The sequence below is a fragment of the Micromonospora sp. NPDC049559 genome (assembly GCF_040676675.1).
Lineage (GTDB): Bacteria > Actinomycetota > Actinomycetes > Mycobacteriales > Micromonosporaceae > JBFAPK01.
Window position 1 is genome coordinate 59594 of the sequence record NZ_JBFAPK010000024.1, and the last position, 24409, is coordinate 84002.

Annotated in this window: 21 protein-coding genes; 19 read left to right on the forward strand and 2 right to left on the reverse strand. The window is 71.5% G+C overall.

Going from position 1 to position 24409, the window contains the following annotated elements:
• Positions 1-66: 66 nt before the first annotated feature.
• The 18 genes from AB0J86_RS24070 to AB0J86_RS24155 all read left to right on the forward strand — a co-directional run bounded on the left by AB0J86_RS24070 (position 67) and on the right by AB0J86_RS24155 (position 20293).
• Positions 67-330 carry a hypothetical protein gene (locus AB0J86_RS24070; protein WP_363859854.1) on the forward strand — a complete coding sequence of 88 codons (264 nt, stop codon included), beginning with the start codon at positions 67-69 and terminating at the stop codon, positions 328-330.
• 92 nt (positions 331-422) lie between these two features.
• Positions 423-1736: a geranylgeranyl reductase family protein gene (locus AB0J86_RS24075; protein WP_363859855.1), complete on the forward strand. Its 1314-nt coding sequence runs from the start codon at positions 423-425 to the stop codon at positions 1734-1736.
• 121 nt (positions 1737-1857) lie between these two features.
• The gene (locus tag AB0J86_RS24080) at positions 1858-2223 is read left to right on the forward strand and encodes an NADH-quinone oxidoreductase subunit A (protein WP_363859856.1); all 366 of its coding nucleotides are present in this window, start codon (positions 1858-1860) and stop codon (positions 2221-2223) included.
• A gap of 12 nt (positions 2224-2235) precedes the next feature.
• Positions 2236-2907: an NADH-quinone oxidoreductase subunit B family protein gene (locus AB0J86_RS24085; RefSeq protein ID WP_363859857.1), complete on the forward strand. Its 672-nt coding sequence runs from the start codon at positions 2236-2238 to the stop codon at positions 2905-2907.
• Positions 2904-3698 (forward strand): NADH-quinone oxidoreductase subunit C, encoded by a 795-nt coding sequence (locus AB0J86_RS24090; RefSeq protein WP_363859858.1) that lies wholly within the window; start codon positions 2904-2906, stop codon positions 3696-3698. The genes AB0J86_RS24085 and AB0J86_RS24090 overlap by 4 nt, the downstream gene beginning before the upstream one ends.
• 43 nt (positions 3699-3741) lie before the next feature.
• Positions 3742-5067, forward strand: coding sequence for an NADH-quinone oxidoreductase subunit D (locus tag AB0J86_RS24095; RefSeq protein ID WP_363859859.1), 1326 nt, complete (start codon positions 3742-3744; stop codon positions 5065-5067).
• A gap of 52 nt (positions 5068-5119) precedes the next feature.
• Positions 5120-6193 carry an NADH-quinone oxidoreductase subunit NuoE gene (gene nuoE, locus AB0J86_RS24100; protein ID WP_363859901.1) on the forward strand — a complete coding sequence of 358 codons (1074 nt, stop codon included), beginning with the start codon at positions 5120-5122 and terminating at the stop codon, positions 6191-6193.
• Positions 6190-7506: an NADH-quinone oxidoreductase subunit NuoF gene (nuoF, locus tag AB0J86_RS24105; protein WP_363859860.1), complete on the forward strand. Its 1317-nt coding sequence runs from the start codon at positions 6190-6192 to the stop codon at positions 7504-7506. Before nuoE ends, nuoF begins: the two co-directional genes overlap by 4 nt.
• A complete protein-coding gene (locus AB0J86_RS24110; RefSeq protein WP_363859861.1) occupies positions 7506-10055 on the forward strand; it encodes an NADH-quinone oxidoreductase subunit G in 2550 nt (849 codons plus the stop codon). Before nuoF ends, AB0J86_RS24110 begins: the two co-directional genes overlap by 1 nt.
• Before the next feature lie 55 nt (positions 10056-10110).
• Positions 10111-11466, forward strand: coding sequence for an NADH-quinone oxidoreductase subunit NuoH (gene nuoH / locus AB0J86_RS24115; RefSeq protein WP_363859902.1), 1356 nt, complete (start codon positions 10111-10113; stop codon positions 11464-11466).
• Between the two features lies 1 nt (position 11467).
• Positions 11468-12058, forward strand: a complete 591-nt coding sequence (gene nuoI / locus AB0J86_RS24120) for an NADH-quinone oxidoreductase subunit NuoI (protein ID WP_363859862.1) — start codon at positions 11468-11470, stop codon at positions 12056-12058.
• A complete protein-coding gene (locus AB0J86_RS24125) occupies positions 12055-12825 on the forward strand; it encodes an NADH-quinone oxidoreductase subunit J (protein ID WP_363859863.1) in 771 nt (256 codons plus the stop codon). Before nuoI ends, AB0J86_RS24125 begins: the two co-directional genes overlap by 4 nt.
• A 49-nt stretch (positions 12826-12874) precedes the next feature.
• Complete coding sequence (gene nuoK / locus AB0J86_RS24130; RefSeq protein ID WP_363859864.1) at positions 12875-13174, forward strand: NADH-quinone oxidoreductase subunit NuoK; 300 nt, start codon at positions 12875-12877, stop codon at positions 13172-13174.
• An 81-nt stretch (positions 13175-13255) separates the two neighbouring features.
• A complete protein-coding gene (gene nuoL / locus AB0J86_RS24135; RefSeq protein WP_363859903.1) occupies positions 13256-15175 on the forward strand; it encodes an NADH-quinone oxidoreductase subunit L in 1920 nt (639 codons plus the stop codon).
• Positions 15176-15299: 124 nt separating this feature from the next.
• Complete coding sequence (locus AB0J86_RS24140; protein ID WP_363859865.1) at positions 15300-16832, forward strand: NADH-quinone oxidoreductase subunit M; 1533 nt, start codon at positions 15300-15302, stop codon at positions 16830-16832.
• Entirely contained in the window at positions 16829-18385 is a 1557-nt protein-coding gene (nuoN, locus tag AB0J86_RS24145) for an NADH-quinone oxidoreductase subunit NuoN (protein WP_363859866.1), read from the forward strand. The genes AB0J86_RS24140 and nuoN overlap by 4 nt, the downstream gene beginning before the upstream one ends.
• A gap of 72 nt (positions 18386-18457) precedes the next feature.
• Positions 18458-19489 carry a polyprenyl synthetase family protein gene (locus AB0J86_RS24150; RefSeq protein ID WP_363859867.1) on the forward strand — a complete coding sequence of 344 codons (1032 nt, stop codon included), beginning with the start codon at positions 18458-18460 and terminating at the stop codon, positions 19487-19489.
• Positions 19490-19498: 9 nt separating this feature from the next.
• On the forward strand, positions 19499-20293 hold the full coding sequence (locus tag AB0J86_RS24155) for a DUF1963 domain-containing protein (protein ID WP_363859868.1): 795 nt from the start codon (positions 19499-19501) through the stop codon (positions 20291-20293).
• A gap of 31 nt (positions 20294-20324) precedes the next feature.
• Here AB0J86_RS24155 and AB0J86_RS24160 read toward each other — a convergent pair whose 3' ends face one another.
• Both AB0J86_RS24160 and AB0J86_RS24165 read right to left on the reverse strand, forming a co-directional pair.
• Positions 20325-22049 carry a hypothetical protein gene (locus AB0J86_RS24160; RefSeq protein ID WP_363859869.1) on the reverse strand — a complete coding sequence of 575 codons (1725 nt, stop codon included), beginning with the start codon at positions 22047-22049 and terminating at the stop codon, positions 20325-20327.
• A gap of 115 nt (positions 22050-22164) precedes the next feature.
• On the reverse strand, positions 22165-23364 hold the full coding sequence (locus tag AB0J86_RS24165) for an MFS transporter (protein WP_363859870.1): 1200 nt from the start codon (positions 23362-23364) through the stop codon (positions 22165-22167).
• Positions 23365-23516: 152 nt separating this feature from the next.
• Here AB0J86_RS24165 and AB0J86_RS24170 point away from each other — a divergent pair, with 152 nt between their 5' ends.
• Positions 23517-24299 (forward strand): IclR family transcriptional regulator C-terminal domain-containing protein, encoded by a 783-nt coding sequence (locus AB0J86_RS24170; RefSeq protein ID WP_363859871.1) that lies wholly within the window; start codon positions 23517-23519, stop codon positions 24297-24299.
• The last annotated feature ends 110 nt before the right edge of the window (positions 24300-24409 follow it).

A 24409-nucleotide genomic window follows, 5' to 3' on the forward strand; every position in this document is an offset into this window, starting at 1 on the left:
AGATTTTCCACGTAGGCTGCGCCCATGGTGGGAACGTACAAATCGGACGGTGAAGATCTTCCGGTCGTGTCGGACGTGTCCGGCGCGCCGGACGACGGTACCGACGCCGCGGAGCTGATCACCCAGATCCGGCAACTGGCCGGGGCCGACCCGGCCGGGGTGCAGCAGGTGGTCAGCGACGTACTGGCCGCATTGGACCGGGCCACCGGGGGCGCGTTGCGCGACCAGTTGCCCGAGGGACTCTCGCTCGACTTGCCCGAGGGACTCTCGCTCGACGCGGCGTCGCCGAGCGCGGAGGCCGCGTCCGACCGATCTACCTCTACTAGTTAGGGTCGCCTAACCGGCTGCCGACCTCGTAGCGGTTCTAGACTCCTCCCGAACTAGCTTGTGAAGCATTTCACGAGCGAACGGGAGGGGAGCAGATGGCCACGGTCGAGCACGACGCCGATGTCATCGTGGTCGGCGCCGGTCCGGGCGGCTCCGCGAGCGCGTACCACCTGGCCCGGCACGGACTGCGCGTGCTGCTGCTGGAGAAGACCGAGTTCCCGCGCGAGAAGGTCTGCGGCGACGGGCTCACCCCGCGCGCGGTCAAGCAGCTCGTCAAGCTCGGCGTCGTCGGCGCGGGCGGAGCCGCCCCTGACCGGGACCGGGCGGCCACCGCCGCGGCGGGCTGGCAGGTCAACAAAGGACTCCGGGTCATCGGCGGCGGCGTCCGGCTCGAACTCGACTGGCCCGAGCTGGCCAGCTTCCCGAACTACGGCCTGGTGCGTACCCGGCTCGACTTCGACGACCTGCTGGCGAAGCGGGCGGTCGCCGCGGGCGCCGACCTGCGTACCGGGGTCAACGTCGTCGCGCCGGTGCTCGACGGGTCCGGGCGGGCCGTCGGCGTCCAGGCCGAGGTCGGCCCGGGCAAGGAGCCGGCGACCTTCCACGCGCCGCTGATCATCGCGGCCGACGGGGTCTCCGGCCGGTTCCCGCTCGCGCTCGGCCTCGCCAAGCGGGAGGACCGGCCGATCGGCGTCGCCGTCCGCCGCTACTACCGCTCGCCCGCCCGGCACGAGGACGACTACCTGGAGTCCTGGCTGGAACTGCGCAGCCGGGAGGGCGGCGACAAGCTGCTGCCCGGCTACGGCTGGATCTTCGGGCTCGGCGACGGTCGGGTCAACGTCGGGCTCGGCGTGCTCAACTCCTCGACCGCCTTCGGCAAGACGAACTACCGACGGCTGCTCACCGACTGGCTCGACGCGACCCCGCCCGAGTGGGGCATGAACGACGAGGCCAACGCCGACGGGCCGATCCTCGGCGCGGCGCTGCCCATGGGCTTCAACCGGGTGCCCCACTACACCCGCGGGGTCCTGCTCGTCGGCGACTCCGGTGGCATGGTCAACCCGTTCAACGGCGAGGGCATCGCGTACGCGATGGAGTCCGGTGAACTCGCCGCCGAGGTGGTGGTGCAGGCGCTGGCCCGCCCGGAGGGTCCGGAGCGGGAGCGGGCGCTGGCCGCGTACCCGGCGGAGCTCAAGGCCCGCTACGGCGGCTACTACCGGCTCGGCAACATCTTCGTGAAGCTCATCGGCAACCCGCAGATCATGCGGATCGCCACCAAGCACGGCATGCCACACCCCATGCTGATGCGGTTCGTCCTCAAGCTGCTGGCCAACCTGACCGACCCCCGAGGCGGGGACGCGATGGACCGGGTCATCAACGCGATGACGAAGGTCGTACCGGCCGTGTAGCCACGGACGGGACGGCCTGACCGGCGCAAGTGGCCACCCCGGGCAGAGTCGCCCGGGAGCTTGTGAATAGTGTGAATTTCGGTAACCACCGAGGGCAGGGAAGGACGAGCAGGAGAAAACGATGTCGCTCTCGCCTTACGTACCCATCATCGGGCTGTTCGCCATCGCTGCGGCGTTCGCGCTCTTCTCGGTCGGCGCCGCGCGCTTCGCGGGCCCGCTGCGCTACAACAAGGCCAAGCTCGACGCGTACGAGTGCGGCATCGAACCGAGCCCGGAGCCGGTCGGCGGCGGCCGCTTCCCGGTGAAGTTCTACCTGACGGCGATGCTCTTCATCGTCTTCGACATCGAGATCATCTTCCTCTACCCGTGGGCGGTGTCCTTCGACGCGCTGCCCATCTTCGGCTTCGTGGAGATGGTCCTGTTCATGGTCGCGGTCTTCGTCGCCTACGCCTACGTGTGGCGGCGCGGCGGGCTCGACTGGGACTGAGGGGAGGCACAGATGGGTATCGAGGAGAAACTTCCCGCCGGCGTCCTGCTCACTTCGGTGGAGAAGCTGGTCAACTGGACCCGCAAGTCGTCGCTGTGGGGGGCCACCTTCGGGCTGGCCTGCTGCGCCATCGAGATGATGGCCGCCGGCGCCCCCCACTACGACCTGGGCCGCTGGGGCATGGAGGTCTTCCGTGCCTCGCCCCGGCAGGCGGACCTGATGATCGTGGCCGGCCGGGTGAGCCAGAAGATGGCACCGGTGCTGCGCCAGATCTACGACCAGATGGCCGAGCCCCGCTGGGTGCTTTCCATGGGGGTCTGCGCCAGCAGCGGTGGCATGTTCAACAACTACGCCATCGTGCAGGGCGTCGACCACGTCGTCCCGGTGGACATGTACCTGCCCGGCTGCCCGCCCCGGCCGGAGATGCTGATCGACGCGATCCTCAAGCTCCGCGAAAAGATCATGCACGAGCCGCTGGGCCCGAACGGGCGCAAGATGCACGAGGCGCGGGTGGCGCGCGGCGACGTACCGATCGTGCCGCCGGGCTCGATGCCCTCGTCGTACCGCTCCGACAAGGCCCGCCGGGCCGAGTGGATCCAGGCCGTCCGCGAGGGCCGCGAGGAGCAGCTGCGCATCGAGAACTGGATGAAGGCGCAGCACCACGTCTCCGGAGGGGCCCGATGAGCGCGCCGAGCGAACCGAACGAGCCGAAGACCGCGGCGACCGCGAGCGAGTCGACCGGGGGCGCCCCGAGCGAGCGCCCCGGCGGCGGCGTACCGGTGGTGGCCCCGCCGACCGGCGCCACCACCACCGCCCCCTCCGACTACCCGCCGGCCAGCCCGGCCGGACGCGGCATGTTCGGCATCAAGGGCTCCGGCGACACCTCCGGCTTCGGCGGCCTCGTCCGGCAGCGGGTGCCCGTGGAGGGGAGCCCCCGGCCGTACGGGAGCTACTTCGACGAGGTGCACGACGCGCTGCAGGAGGCGTACCCCGCCTTCTCGGACGCGATCGAGAAGGTCGTGGTCGACCGGGGCGAGCTGACCCTGCACATCCGCCCCGAGCGGATCGCCGAGGTCTGCCAGGTGCTCCGCGACGACCTGGCGCTGCGCTTCGAACTCTGCTCCTCGGTCTCCGGCGTCGACTACCTCGGCGCGGACCACCGGCGGCTGCACGTCGTCTACCAGCTGACCTCGATGACCTACCGCCGGCAGATCCGGCTGGAGGTCGCGGTCCCGGTGGAGAACCCGCACGTGCCGAGCGTGACGTCGGTGTACCCGACCGCCGACTGGCAGGAGCGCGAGGCGTACGACATGTTCGGCGTCGTCTTCGACGGTCACCCGGCGCTGACCCGGATCCTGATGCCGGACGACTGGGAGGGGCACCCGCAGCGCAAGGACTACCCGCTGGGTGGCGTGCCCGTCGAGTACAAGGGTGCGGAGATCCAACCGCCAGACCGGCGGAGGTCGTACCAGTGATGGGCGCGGGGACCCGAGCAATGGAGCGGAGCGAGGTGGCCTGATGACGACTCCCGGATACGCGACCGAACGCGAGACGAGCGAGGGACGGGTCTTCACCGTCACCGGCGGTGACTGGGACACGGTCGTCGCCGGTACGGACCCGATCAGCGACGAACGGATCGTCGTCAACATGGGCCCGCAGCACCCGTCCACGCACGGCGTGCTCCGGCTCATCCTGGAGCTGGAGGGCGAGACGGTCCGCGAGGCGCGGTCCGTCATCGGATACCTGCACACCGGTATCGAGAAGAGCCTCGAGTACCGCAACTGGGTGCAGGGCACGACCTTCGTGACCCGGATGGACTACCTGTCGCCGATCTTCAACGAGACGGCGTACAGCCTGGCGGTGGAGAAGCTGCTCGGCATCACCGACGAGGTGCCGGAGCGGGCGACCACGATCCGGGTGCTGATGATGGAGCTGAACCGGATCTCCTCGCACCTGGTCTGGCTCGCCACCACGGGCATGGAGCTCGGCGCGATCTCGATGATGCTCTACGGCTTCCGGGAGCGCGAGTACATCCTCGACATCTTCGAGATGATCAGCGGCCTGCGGATGAACATGGCCTACGTCCGGCCGGGCGGCGTCGCCCAGGACGTACCGGACGAGGCGATCGTCAAGATCCGCGAGTTCCTGGCCATGATGCCGAAGCGGCTCAAGGAGTACGAGGACCTCCTCTCCGGCCAGCCCATCTGGATCGAGCGGACCAAGAACGTCGCGGTGCTGGACGTGACCGGCTGCCTGGCGCTGGGCGTGACCGGTCCGGTGCTGCGCTCGGCGGGCCTGCCCTGGGACCTGCGCAAGACGATCCCCTACTGCGGCTACGAGACGTACGAGTTCGACGTGCCGACCTCGACGGACGCCGACGTCTGGGGCCGCTACCAGGTGCGACTCGGCGAGATCCGCGAGTCGATGAAGCTGGTGGAGCAGGCGCTGGACCGGCTGCGGCCGGGCCCGGTGATGGTGGCGGACAAGAAGGTCGCCTGGCCGTCGCAGCTCGCCATCGGCGTGGACGGCATGGGCAACTCGCTCGAACACGTCGCGAAGATCATGGGTCAGTCGATGGAGTCGCTGATCCACCACTTCAAGCTGGTCACCGAGGGCTTCCGGGTGCCGCCGGGCCAGGTGTACGTGGGCATCGAGTCGCCCCGCGGCGAACTCGGTGTGCACGCGGTCTCCGACGGTGGTACCCGGCCGTACCGGGTCCACTACCGCGAGCCGAGTTTTGTGAACCTCCAGGCGATCCCGGCGATGGCCGAGGGTGGCCTGATCGCGGACGTGATCGCGGGTGGCGCGTCCCTGGACCCGGTGATGGGTGGGTGTGACCGGTGAGCGCGAGGAGTGAGCTTGCGAGCCCCGCAGTCGCGAACGGAAAGTGGTACCGCTGATGGGCTTCAGTGAGGCGACGTACGAGCGGGCGCGGGAGATCATCGGCCGCTACCCGGCGGACCGGTCCCGGTCGGCCCTGCTGCCGCTGCTGCACCTCGTGCAGTCCGAGGAGGGCTACGTCTCCCCGGCCGGCGTCGAGTTCTGCGCCGAGCTGCTCGGGCTGAACAAGGCGCAGGTCGGCGCGGTGGCGACCTTCTACACGATGTACAAGCGCCGGCCCACCGGCGACTGGCTGGTCAGCGTCTGCACGAACACGATGTGCAACGTGCTCGGCGGGCAGCGGGTCTACGACGCCCTCAGCGAGCACCTGGGCGTCGGGCACGACGAGACGACCAGCGACGGCAGCATCACGCTGGAGCACGCCGAGTGCCTGGCGGCCTGCGACTACGGGCCGGTCATGACCGTCAACTACGACTTCTTCGACAACGTAGACCCGGACACCGCGGTCGGCGTCGTCAACGAACTGCGGGCCGGCGGACGGCCGACGCCGAGCCGGGGCGCCCGGCTCTGCACGCTCAAGGAGATGTCGCTCCAGCTGGCCGGCTTCGCCGACCCGCGCGAGGAGGCGGTGGCCGACGGGGTGGCCGGCGACCCGACGCTGCGCGGCCTGCGGCTGGCGGAGCAGCACGGCATCTCGGTGGCCGGCTTCGACCCGAGCACCCCGATCAAGAGCAGCGGGGGCGGCGACGCCAAGCCGGCGCCGGCGATCCCCGCGGCGCGTACCGCCACCACCGCGCCGGACACCAAGGCGCCGGACGCCAAGTCCCCGCAGGTCCGTACGGCCGAGACCCGGCAGCCGGACGCGAAGACCGCGGTGCCCGAGGCGCCCGGCACCCGCGCCCCGGCCGACGGCGCCGCCCCGGCCGAGGGGGACGCCCGGGCGGCCGAGGCGGCCGGGGTGGCCGCCAACCCGCCGGCGGGCGACGCCAAGCCGGCCGGTGACGCCGCCGGCGCGCAGGAACGGACGCTCACGGACGCCCGGTCGGCGTCCGGCGGTGAGCAGGAGCGCGCGGAGACCTCGCGCGCGAACGGCGGTCAGGCCGCCGAGGAGAAGGAGGCGGAGAAGTGAGCGTGCCTCGGCCCGAGACGCTGGCGAAGCTGACCCCGGTGCTGACCAAGCGCTGGCTGTCGCCGGACGCCTGGCGGCTCGACGTCTACGAGCGGCTCGACGGCTACGCCGCGCTGCGCAAGGCGCTCGCCGCGCACCCGGACGACCTGATCCAGCTGGTGAAGGACTCGGGTCTGCGCGGTCGCGGGGGCGCCGGCTTCCCGACCGGCCTCAAGTGGGGCTTCATCCCCCAGGGCGACGGCAAGCCGCACTACCTGGTCGTCAACGCCGACGAGGGCGAGCCGGGCACCTGCAAGGACCTGCCGCTGATGACGCACGACCCGCACTCGCTGGTCGAGGGCGTCATCATCGCCTCGTACGCGATCCGCGCCAACCGGGCGTACATCTACATCCGGGGCGAGGCGGTGCACGCCGCGCGCCGGCTGCGCAACGCGGTGCAGGAGGCGTACCGGGCGGGCTACCTCGGCCGCAACATCCTCGGTACCGGGTTCGACCTGGACCTGGTGGTGCACAGCGGCGCCGGGGCGTACATCTGCGGCGAGGAGACGGCCCTGCTCGACTCGCTGGAGGGGTTCCGGGGCCAGCCGCGGCTGCGCCCGCCGTTCCCGGCCACCCACGGCCTCTACGCCGCCCCGACCGTGGTCAACAACGTCGGGACCATCGCCAGCGTGCCGTACATCGTGCTCGGCGGCGCGCAGTGGTGGAAGACCATGGGTACGGAGAAGTCGTCCGGCCCGATGATCTACTCGCTCTCCGGCCGGATCGCCAACCCCGGCCAGTACGAGTGCGGGCTCGGCATCACGCTGCGCGAGCTGATCGAGCTGGCCGGCGGCATGCAGCCGGGGCACAACCTGCGGTTCTGGACCCCGGGCGGCTCGTCCACCCCGCTGCTCACCGCCGAGCACCTGGACGTGCCGCTGGACTTCGAGGGGGTCGCCGCGGCCGGTTCCATCCTCGGCACCACGGCCACCCAGATCTTCTCCGACCAGGACTGCCCGGTCTACGCGACGTACCGGTGGCTGGAGTTCTACCACCACGAGTCGTGCGGCAAGTGCACCCCGTGCCGGGAGGGCAACTACTGGATGGTCCGCACCTACCGGCGCATCCTCGCCGGCCAGGGCTCGTACGAGGACCTCGACACCCTGCTGGACACCGCCGACAACATCCTCGGCCGCTCGTTCTGCGGTCTCGGTGACGGCGCGACCAGCCCGGTGACCTCCTCGCTGAAGTACTTCAAGCAGGACTACCTCGACTACATCGAGGGACGTACCGCGCCGAAGCTGTCGGACAAGCAGCTGGTTGGAGCTCACTAATGACAGACGTGGCGAAGGCGGCGGAGACGGTCACGCTCACCATCGACGGCATTGAGGTGACCGCGCCGAAGGGCGCGCTGCTCATCCGGGTCGCCGAGCAGCTGGGCATCGCGATCCCCCGCTTCTGCGACCACCCGCTGCTGGCGCCGGCCGGCGCCTGCCGGCAGTGCCTGGTCGAGGTCGAGGGGCAGCGCAAGCCGGTCGCCTCCTGCACCCAGACGGTCGCCGACGGCATGGTCGTGCGTACCCAGCTCACCTCTCCGGTCGCCAAGAAGGCGCAGGAGGGGATCATGGAGCTGCTGCTGGTGAACCACCCGCTCGACTGCCCGATGTGCGACAAGGGCGGCGAGTGCCCGCTGCAGAACCAGGCGATGTCCACCGGCCGTACCGACAGCCGCTTCCACGAGCACAAGCGCGAGTACCCGAAGCCGCTGCCGATCTCCACCCAGGTGCTGCTGGACCGCGAGCGCTGCGTGCTCTGCCAGCGCTGCACCCGGTTCTCCGAGGAGATCGCCGGGGACAAGTTCATCGACCTGATGGGACGCTCCTCGGCCGAGGAGATCAACATCTACCGCGACGAGGCGTACGGGGTGGACGCCGACGGACCGGCCGGTCCCGGTGAACCCCTTGAGGGCGGCGACGTGCCGTTCAACTCGTACTTCTCCGGAAACACGGTGCAGATCTGCCCGGTCGGGGCGCTCACCGGCGCGCAGTACCGGTTCCGGGCCCGCCCGTTCGACCTGGTCTCCACGCCGAGCGTCTGCGAGCACTGCTCGGCCGGCTGCGCCCAGCGCACCGACTTCCGGCGGGGCAAGGTGCTGCGCCGGCTGGCCGGCGACGACCCGGCGGTCAACGAGGAGTGGAACTGCGACAAGGGCCGGTGGGGCTTCCAGTACGCCACCGCCTTCGACCGGATGACAAACCCGCAGATCCGCGACGCCCGCACGGGTGAGCTGCGGGAGGCCTCCTGGAGCGAGGCGTTCGCCTTCGCCGCCGAGGGGCTGCGCGCGGCCCGCGACGGCGCGTACGGCATCGGCGTGCTGACCGGCGGCCGGCTCACGGTCGAGGACGCGTACGCGTACGCGAAGTTCGCCCGGGTCGCCCTGAACACCAACGACATCGACTTCCGGGCCCGCCCGATCAGCGGCGGCGCCGGGTCGGTCGGCTCGGCCACCGAGGAGGCCGAGTTCCTGGCCAGCCGGGTCGCCGGGGTCACCGACGTGACCTACGCCGACGTCGAGAAGGCGCCGGCCGTGGTCCTCGTCGGGCTGGAGCCCGAGGAGGAGTGCCCGATCCTCTTCCTGCGGCTGCGCAAGGCGTACACCAAGCGCGGGCTCAAGGTCCTGGCGGTGGCGCCGTTCGCCAGCCGCGGGCTGACCAAGCTCGGCGCCACCCTGGTCACCGCGGCCCCCGGCGAGGAGGCCCGGCTGCTGGCCGGGGACGCCACGCTCGCCGCGGCGCTCGGCGCCGAGGGAGCGATCCTGGTGGTCGGCGAGCGGCTCGCCACCGTGCCCGGCGGGCTCTCGGCGGCGGCGGCGCTGGCCGACCGTACCGGCGCCCGGCTGGCCTGGGTCCCCCGCCGCGCGGGCGACCGGGGCGCGGTCGACGCCGGCTGCCTGCCGAACCTGCTCCCCGGCGGGCGCCCGGTGACGGACGCCGCCGCCCGCGCGGAGCTCGGCGGGGCCTGGGACGTCGCGCCCGGCGTGATCCCCAGCCAGGTCGGCCGGGACACCGACGCCATCATCGCCGCCGCGGCGGCGGGGCAGCTCGGGGCGCTGGTCGTGGCCGGGGTCGACCCGGCGGACCTGTCCGACCCGCGGCTGGCCGAGCAGGCGCTGGAGAAGGTGCCCTTCCTGGTCAGCCTGGAGGTCCGCAACAGCGCGGTGAGCCGCCGCGCCGACGTGGTGCTGCCGGTCGCCCCGGTGGTGGAGAAGGCCGGCAGCTTCCTCGACTGGGAGGGCCGGCTGCGCACCTTCGAGGCGGTGCTGAACACCCCGGCCATGAACGACGGCCGGGTGCTCGACGCGCTCGCCGCGCAGCTCGGCGTGCGGCTCGGTACCGCGGACGTCAACAGCGTTCGGCGGGAACTCGGGTCGCTGCCGCCGACCCGGGCGGAGCGGCCGCTGGCCCCGGCGGTGGAGCCGGCCGAGCCGGCCCGCCCCGTCGAGGGCGAGGCGGTGCTCGCCACCTGGCACCACCTGATCGACCTGGGCAGCCTGACCGACGGGGACGAGCACCTCGGCGGCACGGCCCGCCCGCCGGTGGTCCGGCTGGCCGAGTCGACCGCCAAGGCGCTGGGCATCGCCGACGGGGATGCCGTCACGGTCGGTACCGACCGGGGCGCGGTCACCCTGCCGGCGGCGCTCACCGACATGCCCGAGAGCGTGGTCTGGCTGCCGACCAACTCGCCCGGCTCCACCGTACGGCGCAGCCTGGGTGCCAGCTCCGGCACGATCGTCCGGCTCACCGCCGGTACGCCCCGCCCGGTCGCCGCCGACGCGGCCGACCGGCCGGGTCCGCTACTCAACGCTGGGAGCGCCGAGCAGTGAGCGCCGCAGCCGCGAACGAAAGAGGTGCGCTGTGAACCCCCTGGCGCAGGCTCAGCTGTACCTGGCGCAGGATCCGACGCTGGACGACTTCGGCAAGGACCCCTGGTGGCTGATCCTCATCAAGATCCTGGCCGCCTTCGTCTTCGCCGTGCTGGCGACGCTGCTCGGCGTGTGGTTCGAGCGCCGCGTCGTCGCCCGCATGGCGCAGCGGCCGGGTCTCAACCAGGTCGGCCCGTTCGGTCTGCTGCAGACGCTGGCCGACGGCCTGAAGATGGCCTTCAAGGAAGACATCCTGCCGAAGGCCGCGGACAAGGTCGTCTACTTCTTCGCCCCGACCATCTCCACGATCTGCGCGGTGACCGCCCTGTCGGTGGTGCCGTTCGGGCCGATGGTGAGCATCTTCGGTACGCGGACGCCGCTGCAGGTCACCGACGTGCCGGTGGCCGTGCTGGTGCTGCTCGCCTGCTCGTCGATGGGCGTCTACGGCGTGGTGCTGGGCGGCTGGGCCTCCGGCTCGACCTATCCGCTGCTCGGCGGCCTCCGCTCCAGCGCCCAGATGATCTCGTACGAGGTCGCGATGGGGCTCTCCATCGTGGCGGTCTTCATGACGGCCGGCACGATGTCGACCAGCGGGATCGTGGCCGCCCAGGCGGGCAGCGACCGGTCCTGGGACGGGCTCGGCTTCGACCTGCACGCCCCCGGCTGGTACGCCCTGCTGCTGCTGCCGAGCTTCATCATCTTCTTCATCGCCACGGTCGGTGAGACCAACCGGGCGCCGTTCGACCTGCCCGAGGCCGAGTCGGAGCTGGTCGCGGGCTTCATGACCGAGTACAGCTCGCTGAAGTTCGCGCTCTTCATGCTCTCCGAGTACGTCTCGATGGTGACCATGTCGGCGGTGACCACGACGCTCTTCCTCGGCGGCTGGCGGGCGCCCTGGCCGCTCACCCTCTGGTCCGGCGCGAACTCCGGCTGGTGGCCGCTGCTCTGGTTCGCCGCGAAGGTGATCCTGCTGGTCTTCGTCTTCGTCTGGCTCCGCGGCACGCTGCCCCGGCTGCGCTACGACCAGTTCATGCGGTTCGGCTGGAAGGTGCTGCTGCCGATCAACCTGCTCTGGATCCTGGCGCTCTCCGGGCTCCGCTCGATCGACCACTGGCAGACCCGGGACCGGACGATCGCGATCGGCGCGGTGGTGGTCGTGCTGCTGGCCGTGGTGCTGCTCTGGCCGAACCGGAAGCCGCAGCCGCAGCCGACCCTGGAGGAACAGGTCCGCAACCGGCCGCACGGCAGCTTCCCGCTGCCCCCGATGGACCTGCAGGTGCCGCCGAGCCCGCGGCTCACCCGTACGGTCGCCGAGCGGGAGCCGGCCAACATCGGCTCCGGCGCCGGCGCCGACGAGAAGGAGGAGGTGTGACATGAGCGGGATCACGGGCGCGTTCAAGGGGTTCGGGGTCACCTTCTCGCACATGTTCAAGAAGGTGGTCACCACCGACTACCCGTTCAAGCCGCCGGTTTCCGCCCCCCGCTACCACGGGCGGCACATCCTCAACCGGCACCCGGACGGCTTGGAGAAGTGCATCGGCTGCGAGCTGTGCGCCTGGGCCTGCCCGGCGGACGCGATCTACGTCGAGGGCGGCGACAACACCGAGCGGGAGCGGTACTCCCCGGGTGAGCGGTACGCCAGCGTCTACCAGATCAACTACGCCCGGTGCATCTTCTGCGGCCTCTGCATCGAGGCCTGCCCGACCCGGTCGCTCACCATGAGCAACGAGTACGAGCTGGCCCGCGATTCGAGGCAGGACCTGATCTTCACGAAGGAGCAGCTGCTCGCGCCGCTGCTGCCGGGCATGGAGCAGCCGCCCCACCCGATGCGGCTGGGCGAGACCGAGAAGGACTACTACGTCGGCGCGCTGACCAACCCGGGTACCTCCGTCGGAGCCGAACGCGCCCCCTGGTCGCAGGCCCGCACCGCGGACGGCTCCGGTACGACTGGAGAAGCGTCATGAACACGTCTACGGTGCTCGCCGCCGCGGGGGATGTCTCCACCGGCGAGCAGGTGACCTTCTGGATCCTCGCGCCGCTGGCCCTGCTCGGGGCGCTCGGCATGGTCTGGGCCCGCAACGCCGTGCACTCGGCGCTGTGGCTGGTACTGACGATGCTCTGCCTGGGCGTCTTCTACGTGCTGCAGTCCGGGCCGTTCATCGGCATGGTGCAGATCATCGTCTACACCGGCGCGATCATGATGCTCTTCCTCTTCGTGCTGATGCTGGTCGGCCGGGACGCCTCGGACTCGCTGATCGAGACGTTGCGCGGCCAGCGGGTGGCGGCGATCCTGCTCGGGCTGGGCTTCGCGGCGCTGGTCGGCAGCGGGCTCTACCGGGCGCTGGAGGGCCGCACGGCGGCCGGCCTGGAGGCGGCCAACGCCGAGGGGAACGTGCACGGCATCGCCCGGCTGCTCTTCACCAAGTACGTCTTCGCGTTCGAGGTCACCTCGGCGCTGCTGATCACGGCGGCGGTCGGGGCGATGGTGCTGGCGCACATCGAACGGCGCAAGGAGGAGAAGGTCACGCAGCCGAGCCAGATGCGGGCCCGCTTCGCGCCGGGCAACTACCCGGGCCCAAAGCCGGGGCCGGGCGTCTTCGCCACCTCGACCTCGGTGGCGACGCCGGCGCGCCTGCCCGACGGCGGGCTCTCCGAGCGCAGCATCCCCGAGATCCTGCCGCGTCGCGAACTCTCCGAGTCGGAGATCGCGCTGAAGGGAACGGAAAAGTGAGCGCGAGGAGCGAGCGCCGCGAGCCGCGCGAACGAAAGGTGGCTCGGCGATGACGCCTGACTATTACCTGATTCTCGCCTCGGTGCTCTTCACCATCGGCGCGGTCGGTGTGCTCATCCGGCGCAACGCGATCGTCCTGTTCATGTGCATCGAGCTGATGCTCAACGCGGCCAACCTCGCGCTGGTCACGTTCAGCCGGATCAACGGTGACCTCAACGGTCAGATCATGGCGTTCTTCGTCATGGTCGTGGCCGCGGCGGAGGTCGTCGTGGGTCTGGCGATCATCATGTCGATCTTCCGGACTCGACGCTCGGCGAGCGTCGACGACTCCAACCTGCTCAAGTACTAAAGGGGCCCACGAGTGGAAGAGATTCTGTCGAGCGCCCACGCCCTGTCGGCCTCAGCCGTCGCCGGCGTACCGGCGCAGCCGATCGCGGCGGTCGAGTACGCGCCCGCGACCGGACTGCTCAGCACCGTCTGGCTGCTGGTCGCGATCCCGCTGGTCAGCGCGGCGATCCTGCTGGTGCTCGGCCGCCGGGCCGACCGGTGGGGCCACTGGCTGGGTGTGGCCAGCGTCGGGGTGGCCTTCGTGCTCGGCCTGACCTACTTCTTCCAGCTTCGTGGGCTCGAGAACCGGGCGGTCCAGCGGAGCCTGTGGGAGTTCATCGCGGTCGGCAACCTCAAGGTGGACTTCGGCCTGCTCTTCGATCCGCTGGCCGCCGTCTTCGTACTGCTGATCACGGGCGTGGGTTTCCTGATCCACGTCTACGCCACCGGCTACATGTCGCACGACCCCGGCCGGCGCCGCTTCTTCGGGTACTTCAACCTGTTCGTCGCGGCCATGCTCCTGCTGGTGCTCGGCAACAACTACGTGATGCTCTACGTCGGCTGGGAGGGGGTCGGCCTCGCGTCGTACCTGCTGATCTCCTTCTGGTACGAGCGGCCGTCGGCGGCCACCGCGGGCAAGAAGGCGTTCCTGATGAACCGCGTCGGTGACGCGGGCCTGGCGATCGCCATCTTCATCATGTTCGCGACCCTCGGCACCACCCAGTACGACCAGGTCTTCAGCAGCGTCGAGGGACTGACCGCCGGTACCGTGCTGGTTCTGGGCCTGCTGCTGCTGCTCGGTGCGACCGGCAAGTCCGGCCAGTTCCCGCTCCAGGCGTGGCTGCCGGACGCGATGGAGGGCCCGACCCCGGTCTCCGCGCTGATCCACGCCGCCACGATGGTGACCGCGGGCGTCTACCTGATCGCCCGCTCGAACCCGATCTTCTCGTCGAACGGCACCCTGCAGACCGTGGTGGTCAGCGTCGGCGCGGTCACCCTGCTGATGGGCTGCGTCATCGGCGCCGCGAAGGACGACATCAAGCGGGTGCTGGCCTGGTCGACGGTGAGCCAGATCGGCTACATGTTCCTCGGCGTCGGGCTCGGCGGCGGGGCGTACGCGCTGGCGATCGTGCACCTGCTCGCGCACGGCTTCTTCAAGGCCAACATGTTCCTCGGCGCCGGTTCCGTGATGCACGGGATGAAGGACCAGGTGGACATCCGCCGCTTCGGTGGGCTGGCCAAGCACATGAAGATCACCTGGATCACCTTCGGCCTGGGCTGGCTGGCGATCATCGGCATCCCGCCGCTCTCCGGCTACTTCTCCAAGGAGCCGATCATCGCGGCCGCGTTCGAGCGCGAGGGCTGGACCGCCTGGCTGTACGGCGGTGCCGCGCTGCTCGGCGCCGGACTCACCGCGTTCTACATGACGCGGCTCTTCGTGCTCACCTTCCACGGCCCGGCGCGCTGGACCGAGGACATCCACCACCCGCACGAGTCCCCGCCCGTGATGACCGTACCGCTGATCCTGCTGGCGGCCGGCTCGGTCGCCGCCGGTGGCCTGATGGCCAGCCCCGTGCCGCACTGGCTCACGCCGGTGCTCGGGCACGAGGGCGAGGAGGCGGTCCACCCGGTGCTGTCGCACACGCTGATCACCATCCTCTCCATCGTGGTGACCGTGCTCGGCGCCGGGCTGGCCTGGGCGCTGTTCCGCAACGGCACCGCCATGCAGGAGCAGCCCGCCGGTCCGCTGGTCCGCGCCGCCCGGCGCAACCTCTACACCGACGCCTTCAACGAGGCGGTCTTCGAGAAGCCCGGCATCTTCCTGACGCGGGCGCTGGTCTACCTGGACAACCGGGGCATCGACGGGATCGTCAACGGGCTGGCCGCCGCGGTCGGCGGCGGGTCCGGGCGACTGCGCCGGCTGCAGACCGGCTTCGTCCGGTCGTACGCGATGTCCATGCTCACCGGCGCCCTGCTGGTGGTGGCGGCCTTCCTGGCGGTGCAGATGGGGTGGCTGGCGTGAGAGATACGAGCCGGACCGCCGTCGCCGGCGGATCCCACGACGGAGGCAGGCACGGGTCGCCGGCGGGTGCAGCGTCGCGCGGCCCGCGGTCTGGCGACCCGAAACAGGAGAGGCACGCCGAATAATGTCCGACTTCCCCTTCCTCTCGGTGCTGACCATCGCACCGCTGGTCGGCGCGCTGGTCGTGGCGTTCCTGCCGCGCAGCCGGCCGGAGCTGGCCAAGCGGGTCGCGCTGGTCTGGTCACTGGCCGTCCTGGTGCTGTCCGCCTTCATGTGGGTGGCGTTCAAGGCCGGCGGGGACCGGTTGCAGTTCCGCGAGTCGTACGAGTGGATCCCGCGCTGGGGGGTGAACTTCACCTTCGCGGCGGACGGCATCGCCCTGGTGATGCTGATGCTCATCGCGGTGCTGGTGCCGCTGGTGATCCTGGCCTCGTGGCACGACGCCGACAACTCGAAGCGCTCGGTGCCGGTCTACTTCGCGCTGCTGCTGGTCCTCGAGTGCACGATGATCGGCGTCTTCGCCGCCGCCGACGTCTTCCTCTTCTACGTCTTCTTCGAGGTCATGCTGGTCCCGATGTACTTCCTGATCGGAAGCTACGGCGGCCAGCAGCGCCAGTACGCGGCGGTGAAGTTCTTCCTCTACTCCCTGGTCGGCGGCCTCTTCATGCTGGCCGCGGTGATCGGCCTCTGGGTGGTCGGCGGGAAGACCTTCGACTGGCAGGCGCTGACCCAGATCGACATCTCCACCGGTACGGAGCGCTGGCTCTTCCTCGGCTTCTTCGTCGCCTTCGCGATCAAGGCGCCGTTCTTCCCGTTCCACACCTGGCTACCCGACGCCGGTGGGGCCGCGCCGGCCGGTGCCGCGGCGCTGCTGGTCGGCGTGCTCGACAAGGTCGGCACCTTCGGCATCCTGCGGTACTGCCTGCCGCTCTTCCCCGAGGCGTCGCGCTGGTTCGCCCCGTGGGCGATCGCGCTCGCGGTGATCGGCATCATCTACGCCGCGCTGCTCGCGATCGGGCAGAACGACCTCAAGCGGCTGGTCTCGTACACCTCGATCGCCCACTTCGGCTTCATCGGGGTCGGCATCTTCGCCTTCACCAGCCAGGGCGGCACCGGTGCGGTGCTCTACATGCTCAACCACGGCCTCGCCACCGGCCTGCTCTTCCTGGTGGTCGGCATGCTGGTCGCCCGGCGCGGCTCGGCCCTGGTGGGTGACTTCGGCGGGGCCGGCAAGCTGATGCCGCTGCTGGCCGGCGTCCTCTTCTTCGCCGGTCTCGCCTCGCTGGCGCTGCCCGGTACGGCGCCGTTCATCTCCGAGTTCCTGGTGCTGATTGGTACGTTCACGGTCAACAAGCCGGTCGCCGTGATCGCCACGCTCGGCATCATCCTGGCGGCGGCGTACGTGCTCTGGATGGTGCAGCGCACCACCCAGGGGACGCTCAACCCGGCGCTCACCGAGGTCGAGGCCATGCGCCGGGACCTCAGCCTGCGGGAGAAGGTCGTGGTCGCCCCGCTGATCCTGCTGCTCCTGCTGCTCGGCTTCTACCCGAAGCCGGTCACCGATGTCATCAACCCCGCCGTGCAGGCCACCATGCAGGACGTCGGCAAGTCCGATCCCGCACCGACCGTCGGCACCGTGCAGGAGGCCGCCAAATGAATGAGTTGAAGCTGCCGCAGATCGACTATTCGGCACTCGCTCCGATGCTGATCCTCTTCGGCGCCGCCTGCCTGGGCGTACTCGTCGAGGCGTTCGTACCCCGGCGCCGGCGCCACGTCGTGCAGCTGCTCCTCGGCCTGGCCGCCCTGGTGGCCTCGCTCGTGATGGTCGTGCTGCACGCCGACGACCGGCTGCTCACCGCCGGCCAGGCGGTCGCCATCGACGGGCCCACGCTCTTCCTCCAGGGCGGCATCCTGGTCCTCGCGATCGTGGCGCTGCTGCTGATCGGCGAGCGTTCGGTCGAGCGCGGCGGCGCCTTCGTGGCGCACGCCGCGGTCGTCGCCGGGTCCACCGAGGACCGCGCGCAGGCCGAGCGGCAGGGCGGGGCCACCGAGGTGTACCCGCTGACGATGTTCGCGGTCGCCGGCATGCTGCTCTTCGTCGCCGCGAACGACCTGCTGACGATGTTCATCGCGTTGGAGGTCTTCTCGCTGCCGCTCTACCTGCTCTGCGCGCTGGCCCGCCGCCGGCGGCTGCTGAGCCAGGAGGCCGCGCTCAAGTACTTCATGCTCGGCGCGTACGCCTCCGCGTTCTTCCTCTTCGGCGTGGCCCTGATCTACGGCTTCACGGTGAACGTCAACGCCGGCTCCGGCGGGGTCGAGTTCGCGACCATCCACGCGGCGGTCGTGCAGAACTCGGCGACCAGCCCGGTGCTGCTCTACGCGGGCATCGCGATGCTCTCGATCGGGCTGCTCTTCAAGGCCGCGGCGGCGCCGTTCCACGTCTGGACGCCCGACGTCTACCAGGGCGCGCCCACCCCGATCACCGGCTTCATGGCGGCCTGCACCAAGGTCGCGGCCTTCGGCGGGCTGCTGCGCGTGCTCTATGTCGCGATCTCCGGTGCCGCCTGGGACTTCACCCCGGTGCTCGGCGGCGTCGCGGTGCTCACCATGCTGGTCGGCGCGGTGCTCGCGGTCACCCAGACCGACATCAAGCGGCTGCTGGCGTACTCGTCGGTGGCGAACGCCGGCTACCTGCTGGTCGGGGTGCTGGCCCTGAACAAGGACGGCCTCTCCAGCACCATGTTCTACCTGGTGTCGTACGGCTTCACGGTGATCGCGGCGTTCGCCGTGGTGACCCTGGTGCGGGACGCCGACGGGGAGGCCACCCACCTGTCCCGCTGGGCGGGCCTGGGGCGGCGTTCCCCGCTCTACGCCGGTCTGTTCACCTTCATCCTGCTCGCCTTCGCCGGCATCCCGCTCACCAGCGGCTTCACCAGCAAGTTCGCGGTCTTCGGGGCGGCGCTGGACGGCGGGCAGAGCTGGCTGGTGATCGCCGGTGTGGTGACGAGCATGATCCTCGCCTTCCCGTACCTGCGGGTGGTGGTCATGATGTGGCTCTCCGAGCCCGGCGACTCGACCCCCGCCGTGACGGTACCGGGCGGCCTCACCGCCGCCGCGCTCATGATCGGCGTGGTCGCCACGCTGGTCCTGGGGGTGGCGCCGGCGCCGCTGCTGGACCTCGCCAACGGCGCCGCCGAATTCGTGCGATGACGGTCGGCGCCCCTCTTCCGCCCCGGGGCGCCGGCCAGCCACCCCCACCAGGGCTGGTTGGGCCGGTGTGGCATGGTTGAAAGCGTGGGGAGACCGGCTGAGAGCCTGAGCGGGATCGGACTCGACTTCGTCGACGAGCGCGTCGAGGCATCGGCGACGAGCGTGCTGACGGCGGTCGAGTCCGAACTGCGGACGTGCGTGACGAGTGCGGACCCGTTCGTCACCGAGGCGGCCCGGCACCTGCTGGAGGCGGGCGGCAAGCGGTTCCGTCCACTGCTGGTGGCGCTGGGTGCACAGTTCGGTGACCCCGAGTCACCGCTGGTGGTACCGGCGGCGGTGGTGATGGAACTCACCCACCTCGCCACCCTCTACCACGACGACGTGATGGACGAGGCGGCGGTGCGGCGGGGGGCACCGAGCGCCAACTCGCGCTGGACCAATTCGGTCGCCATCCTGGTCGGGGACTACCTCTTCGCCCGCGCCGCCGACCTGGCGGCCAGCCTCGGTACGGAGGCCGTCCGGCTCCAGGCGCGGACCTTCGCCCGGCTGGTGCACGGCCAGATCGCCGAGACGATCGGGCCCCGGCCCGGTGACGACCCGGTCGAGCACTACCTGCACGTGCTCTCCGAGAAGACCGGCTCGCTGATCGCCACCTCGGCGCGGTTCGGCGGCATGTTCGGCGGCGCCGCGCCGGAGCACGTCGGGGCGCTCGCCGGGTACGGCGAGGTCATCGGCATCGCGTTCCAGCTCTCGGACGACCTGCTCGACATCGCCTCCGAGTCGGTGCAGTCGGGCAAGACCCCCGGCACCGACCTGCGGGAGGGCGTACCGACGCTGCCGGTGCTCTACGCGCTGGCCTCGGACGACTCCGACGCGGCCTCGGTACGGCTGCGGGAGATCCTCTCCCTCGGCCCGGTCACCGACGACGACCTGCACGCCGAGGCGCTCGGGCTGCTGCGCGAGTCGCCGGCGCTGAAGCGGGCCCGGGAGACGGTGCGCTCGTACGCCGAGGACGCGCGGGAGCGGCTGTCGCCGCTGCCGGACACGGCCCCGCGCCGCGCGCTGGAATCGCTCTGCGACTTCATCGCCGACCGGACCAGCTGACCTCTCCGGATGCCGACCGGCGCGGTGGATCGCCAAGCCGAACGGGCCGAGCTGCACCGGCTCTGCGTCGACCGGCTCGGCGCGTACGCCGGTCCGCGGTTCGCGGCCATGGCCCGGCCCGGATTCCGGCTCGAACCGGCCGACGACGACGGCGCGAGCGCCGACCGGTGCTGGCTCGGCGGTCCGGCGCTGCTCGAACCGGGCACGCCCTGGCCGGAGTGCGCCGGGATCCCGCTCAGCCCGCTCGCCGTCCTCGACACCGACCTGCTCGCCCCCTGGCTCGGTACGGAGTTGCCGGGGCGGCCCGGGCTGCTCAACTTCTTCGTCTTCGCGCCGGAGCTGCCGTACGAGGCGGTACGGCACGTGCGGCTCGACGATCCGGTGAGCTGGCGGGTGCTGCCGGCGGATCCGGCGCGGGCGGTGCCGGTCGGCGCCCCGGAGCCCGCGGCGACCTTCCCGATGGCCCGGCTGCGCGCCGAGCCGGTGCTCACCCTCCCGGACCAGTGGGAGTACGCCGTCGACGCGCTCGACTTCGGCCCGGATGAGCCGGACCGGATACCGGCGCTGGAGGTCGGCCCGGTCGTCGAGGCGTGGGCCGAGCGGGTCGGCGCGCGGCACCAGGCGTTCGGCTGGCCGGCGCTGGAGAGCACCACCCCGATCGTGCCGGCCGGGGAGGCGTACACCTGCCTGCTCAAGGTGCTGGACCATCCGGGGAATCCGCCGGTGGTGTACTTCACGATCCCCACCGAGGCGCTGCGGGCCGGCGACCTCGCCCGGGCCCGGGTGACGTACGAGACCTTCTGACCCGACCCGCCCGCCCGGGCGAGATCCGCCCCTACTCCGCGGTCGCACCGAGGTTGCCGGTGAAGACGCTGGCGGCGAGGCTGCCGCCCTGGAAGTCGACGCTGGAAGCGCCGCCGAAGACGTTGCCCGAGATGATCGCCGAGGCGGCCGTACCGACGACCAGGCGGCCGGAGCCGGAGCCGGCCAGGTGGTTGCCGAGGAAGCGGTTGCCGGTCGCGTCGAACCTGCCGACGGTCGGCGCGCCGGTGGCCATAAACCGGTTGCCCTGGATCAGGCAGGCGTTGGTGACCTGGAACGCGACGGCGGTGCCCGGGTAGAGGGTGCTGCCCAGCAGCGAGAGCCGGGCCGCCGAGGTGGTCATGCCCACGACGAGGTTGCTGGCGCACTCCGTGACGTGCACGCCGGCCAGGGTCACGTCGGCGCCGCCGACCAGGATCGCGGTGCTGGCGGTGTTCCGGTGCGCGAACGACCCGTCCCGGACGGTGTTCGCCGGGCCCTCGCAGTGGATCGCGTGGCCGTCGCCGGCGGCGCCGGTCGTCGCCCCGAACCGGAAGTCCTCCACCATGCAGCGCTGCACGGCGGCGCCGAACCAGATCATCTTGCGGATGCTGTTGCCGCCGCGGACGGAGCGCACCACGCTGTCCTGGACCGTCCGGGTGAACACCACGAAGGCTCCGGCCTGCCGGTTCCCGTTCTCGTCGAGGTTGCCGGTGACGTCGCCGAAGTCGAGGTTCGCCAGCGTCACCCGCCGGGCGTTGGAGACCACCGCGTAGCTGTACCCGGACGCGGCGCACGAGACGGTGTCGAAGGTGAGGTTGGTCATGTCGGCGCCGAACCTGTCGACCGCGACCACGCCGTTCGAATAGGTGAGACCGGCGGTCTGCCCCTCGACGCTGATCGCGGCGGCCTGGCTGTACCGCTCCTGGGCGCTCGCCTCGACGGTGACGTCCCGGACGTGGCTGTCGTGGCAGTGGTACTGGCAGGTCACCGCCTTGCGGCCGATCCGGGAGAAGTACATGTCGTCGACCCGGACGTCGCGGGCGAAGGACATGCCGAGGCCGTTGTTGTTGACGCTGTTGCGGGTGTCGAGGTGCAGCCCGGAGACGCGTACGCCCCGGACGGTGCGCGCCGGGTCGCCGTCGGGGCGGGTCGGCGGCTCGCCCGAGATGCCGATGAGCTGCCCGACGCCGGTGGCGATCGAGGTCAGCACGATCTTCGACTCGTAACCGTCGCCGTACCAGGTGGTGCCGTCGCGCTTGAGCAGGATCGACTTCTCGACCCGGTACGCGTGCGGCGTGGCCGGTACGTGGATCACCCGGTCCAGTTCGGCGGCGGCGAGGAACGCGGCCGTGTCGTCGTTGCTCGGGTCGATCGGGGTCGTGGCCTCGTCGTAGTTGCCCTTCGCGCCGAGGGCCCGGACGGAGACCACCTCGTCGGCGATCTCCCACCAGGCGCCGCCGGCGGTGCTGAGGTGCCACGCCCTCGGCGGCACCGGTTCCTCGGCGAGCCGGCGGTAGAGGGCGCCACCGCCGTCACCGGGCGCCGCGTAGCCGGCCGTACGGATGGCGGCCACCTCGGCCGGTACCGTGCTCGTGGGCGCGTCGGCGCGGCTCGCCAGCTCCAGCACCGTGTCGCCGGCCGCTACCGCCTGGGCGGGCGCCGCCGAGGCCGGTCCGGCGGGCGCCAGGTAGGTGCCGGCGGTACCGGTGCCGACCGCACCGAGCAACATCCGCCGCGACAGCGCGGGCTTGGACACGTCGGCTCCCATCCCGCCGGTACGCCCGGCGCTCTGCTCGTCGGCGGCCGGTGCGGCACGCTCGTCCGCACCCGGCGGGCTGGTTGGGCCTCGTCCGGACCGGTGACTGTGGAGGCTACCGGGCGCGGGTTACGCGGGAGTGCCGCAGCAGCATCCGCCGCCCGGCCAACATGCATCCGGCGGCCAGCACCATCGCCACGGCGGCGCTGCACCACATGGCCGGATAGCTGGCGTGGCCCGCGACCGCGCCGAGCGCGAGGGGACCGGCGCAGCCGCCGGCGTAGACGCCGGTCTGGGTGATCGAGGTGGCGGCGGCCGGCGCCTGCGGGTGCAGGCGTACCACGGCGAACGTCATCAGGCCGGGCCAGGCCCAGCCGAGCCCGAAGCCGAGCGTCACGCCGGCGACGAGCGGCGCCGGCCCGGTCAGCGCCAGCAGGCCGAGCCCGGCGGCGCCGACCACGAGCATGCCGGCGATGGTGGCGACGTGACCGCCGGAGCGCCGGTCGGCGAGCCAGCCGGAGAGGACCCGGGCGAGGGCGCAGATGGCGCTGCCGAAGGTGAGGGTGAGCCCGGCCAGGCCGGGCGAGAGCCCGCGCGCGGCGGCCGAGTCGACCAGGAAGGTGCCGAGCGCGTTGGCGGCCCCGGCGGCGAGCGTGGCGGCGATTCCGATCACGACCAGGGCGAGGGTGGCGCGCTCGCCGTCCGCGCCGTCGGCGCGGCGGCTGCCGCGCCCGTCGGAGGGTACGACCAGCAGGGCGGCCAGCGCGGCGCCGGCCGCGGCCACGAACGCCCAGCGCCAGCCGGCGGTGAGCGCGACGGCCGGTACGGCGGCCCCGGCGAGCAGCGTCGAGATCGGGATGGCGGCCTGTTTGAACCCGAACGACAGTCCCTGCCGTCCGGCCGGTACGTGCCGGGCGAGCGCCGTGTTGCTGGCGAGCTGCCCGGCGGCGTTGGCGGCGGCGCCGACCGCCAGCAGCGCGACCAGGGCGGCGTAGGAGTGGGCGAGCACGGCGATGGCGAGCATCGACGCGGCGGCGAGCAGCACCGCGCAGCGGGCGACCCAGGCCGGACCGTACCGCTCGACCAGGGCACCGGTGGGGAGCGAGGCGAGCGCGCTCACGCCGAAGTAGACGGAGACCGCCAGGCCCAGCCCGGCGGGATCGAAGTGGAGTTCGGCACCCATCTGCACGGCGAGCCCGCCCACCAGGAAGACGGGCAGGACGGAGGCGATCGTGGTGGCGGTGGCGCCGAGCGCGGTACGTACGGGGTGGCTGGGGGTGGCGGCCCGGGGTGGGTCGAGCGCTATCTCGGTCATTTCCGACGAGCCTACGCGACTCACCCTTATGAACCGACCGTGTCTGTCGGTGCACGCGCTGTGGCCGAAGATCTGGCATCCTCGATCCGGGCGGGCATTTCCCTGACGCCCGGTTTTTCATATGGTGTAAGTCCCCGGTGGCGGAGGTGGTTGTGCGCGACCCTCTGGCGGAACCTTCGGACCTGATCCGTAGCGTGTCGCGTGCGCTACGCGTCCTCGAAGCGGTCGGGCGTGCCCCGAAGGGCCTGACCGTGAAGCAGATAGCGCGGCGCTGCGAGCTGACCGTGGCCACCACGTACCACCTGGTGCGCACGCTCGCCTACGAGGGCTACGTGATCCGGCGCGAGGACGGTACCTACATCGTCGGGTTGGAGGTCGCCGACCGGTACCGCGAACTCGTCACGGCCTTCCGCGGGCCACCCGCGGTCGGCGAGTCGCTGCGGCGGGCCGCGGTGGACACCGGCTACAGCCACTACCTCGGGCGCTTCGTCGGCGGCCAGGTGGCGATCACGGCGCTGGCCGAGGGGTCGCGTTCGCCGTACCTGGAGGACCTCGTACCGGGATTCGACGAGGGGGCGCACGCCACGGCCCTCGGCAAGGCGCTGCTCGCCACGCTCACGCCGGAGCAGCGGTTCCGCTACCTCCGCGAGTACGGTATGCGCCCCTTCACGTCGGCGACGCTGGTCGCCCCCGACGCCTTCGAGGCCGACCTCGCGGCCGGCGACCGGCGCGGCATGCACCTGGAGCTCGGCCAGTTCCGGCAGGGCGTGGCCTGCGCGGCGGTGCTCGTGACGCCCGACAAGGACATGGAGCGGCGGGTCGTGCTCGCCTGCGCGCTGCCGGCGGCGGAGATGATGACCTCCGCGCGCGTGGTGCGCGCGCGCCTGCTGACGGTGGCCCGCGCGGTCGCCGAGGGGATAGCCAGCGACGCCTGAGCCCGCCCGGGTACGGGGCCCGGGAACAGCGGTGGGAAACGGCCGGGGCCGGCCACGCGGGTTGCGTGGCCGGCCCCGGCGGGGCGTCCCGGCGTGACCCTCGCCGGGCG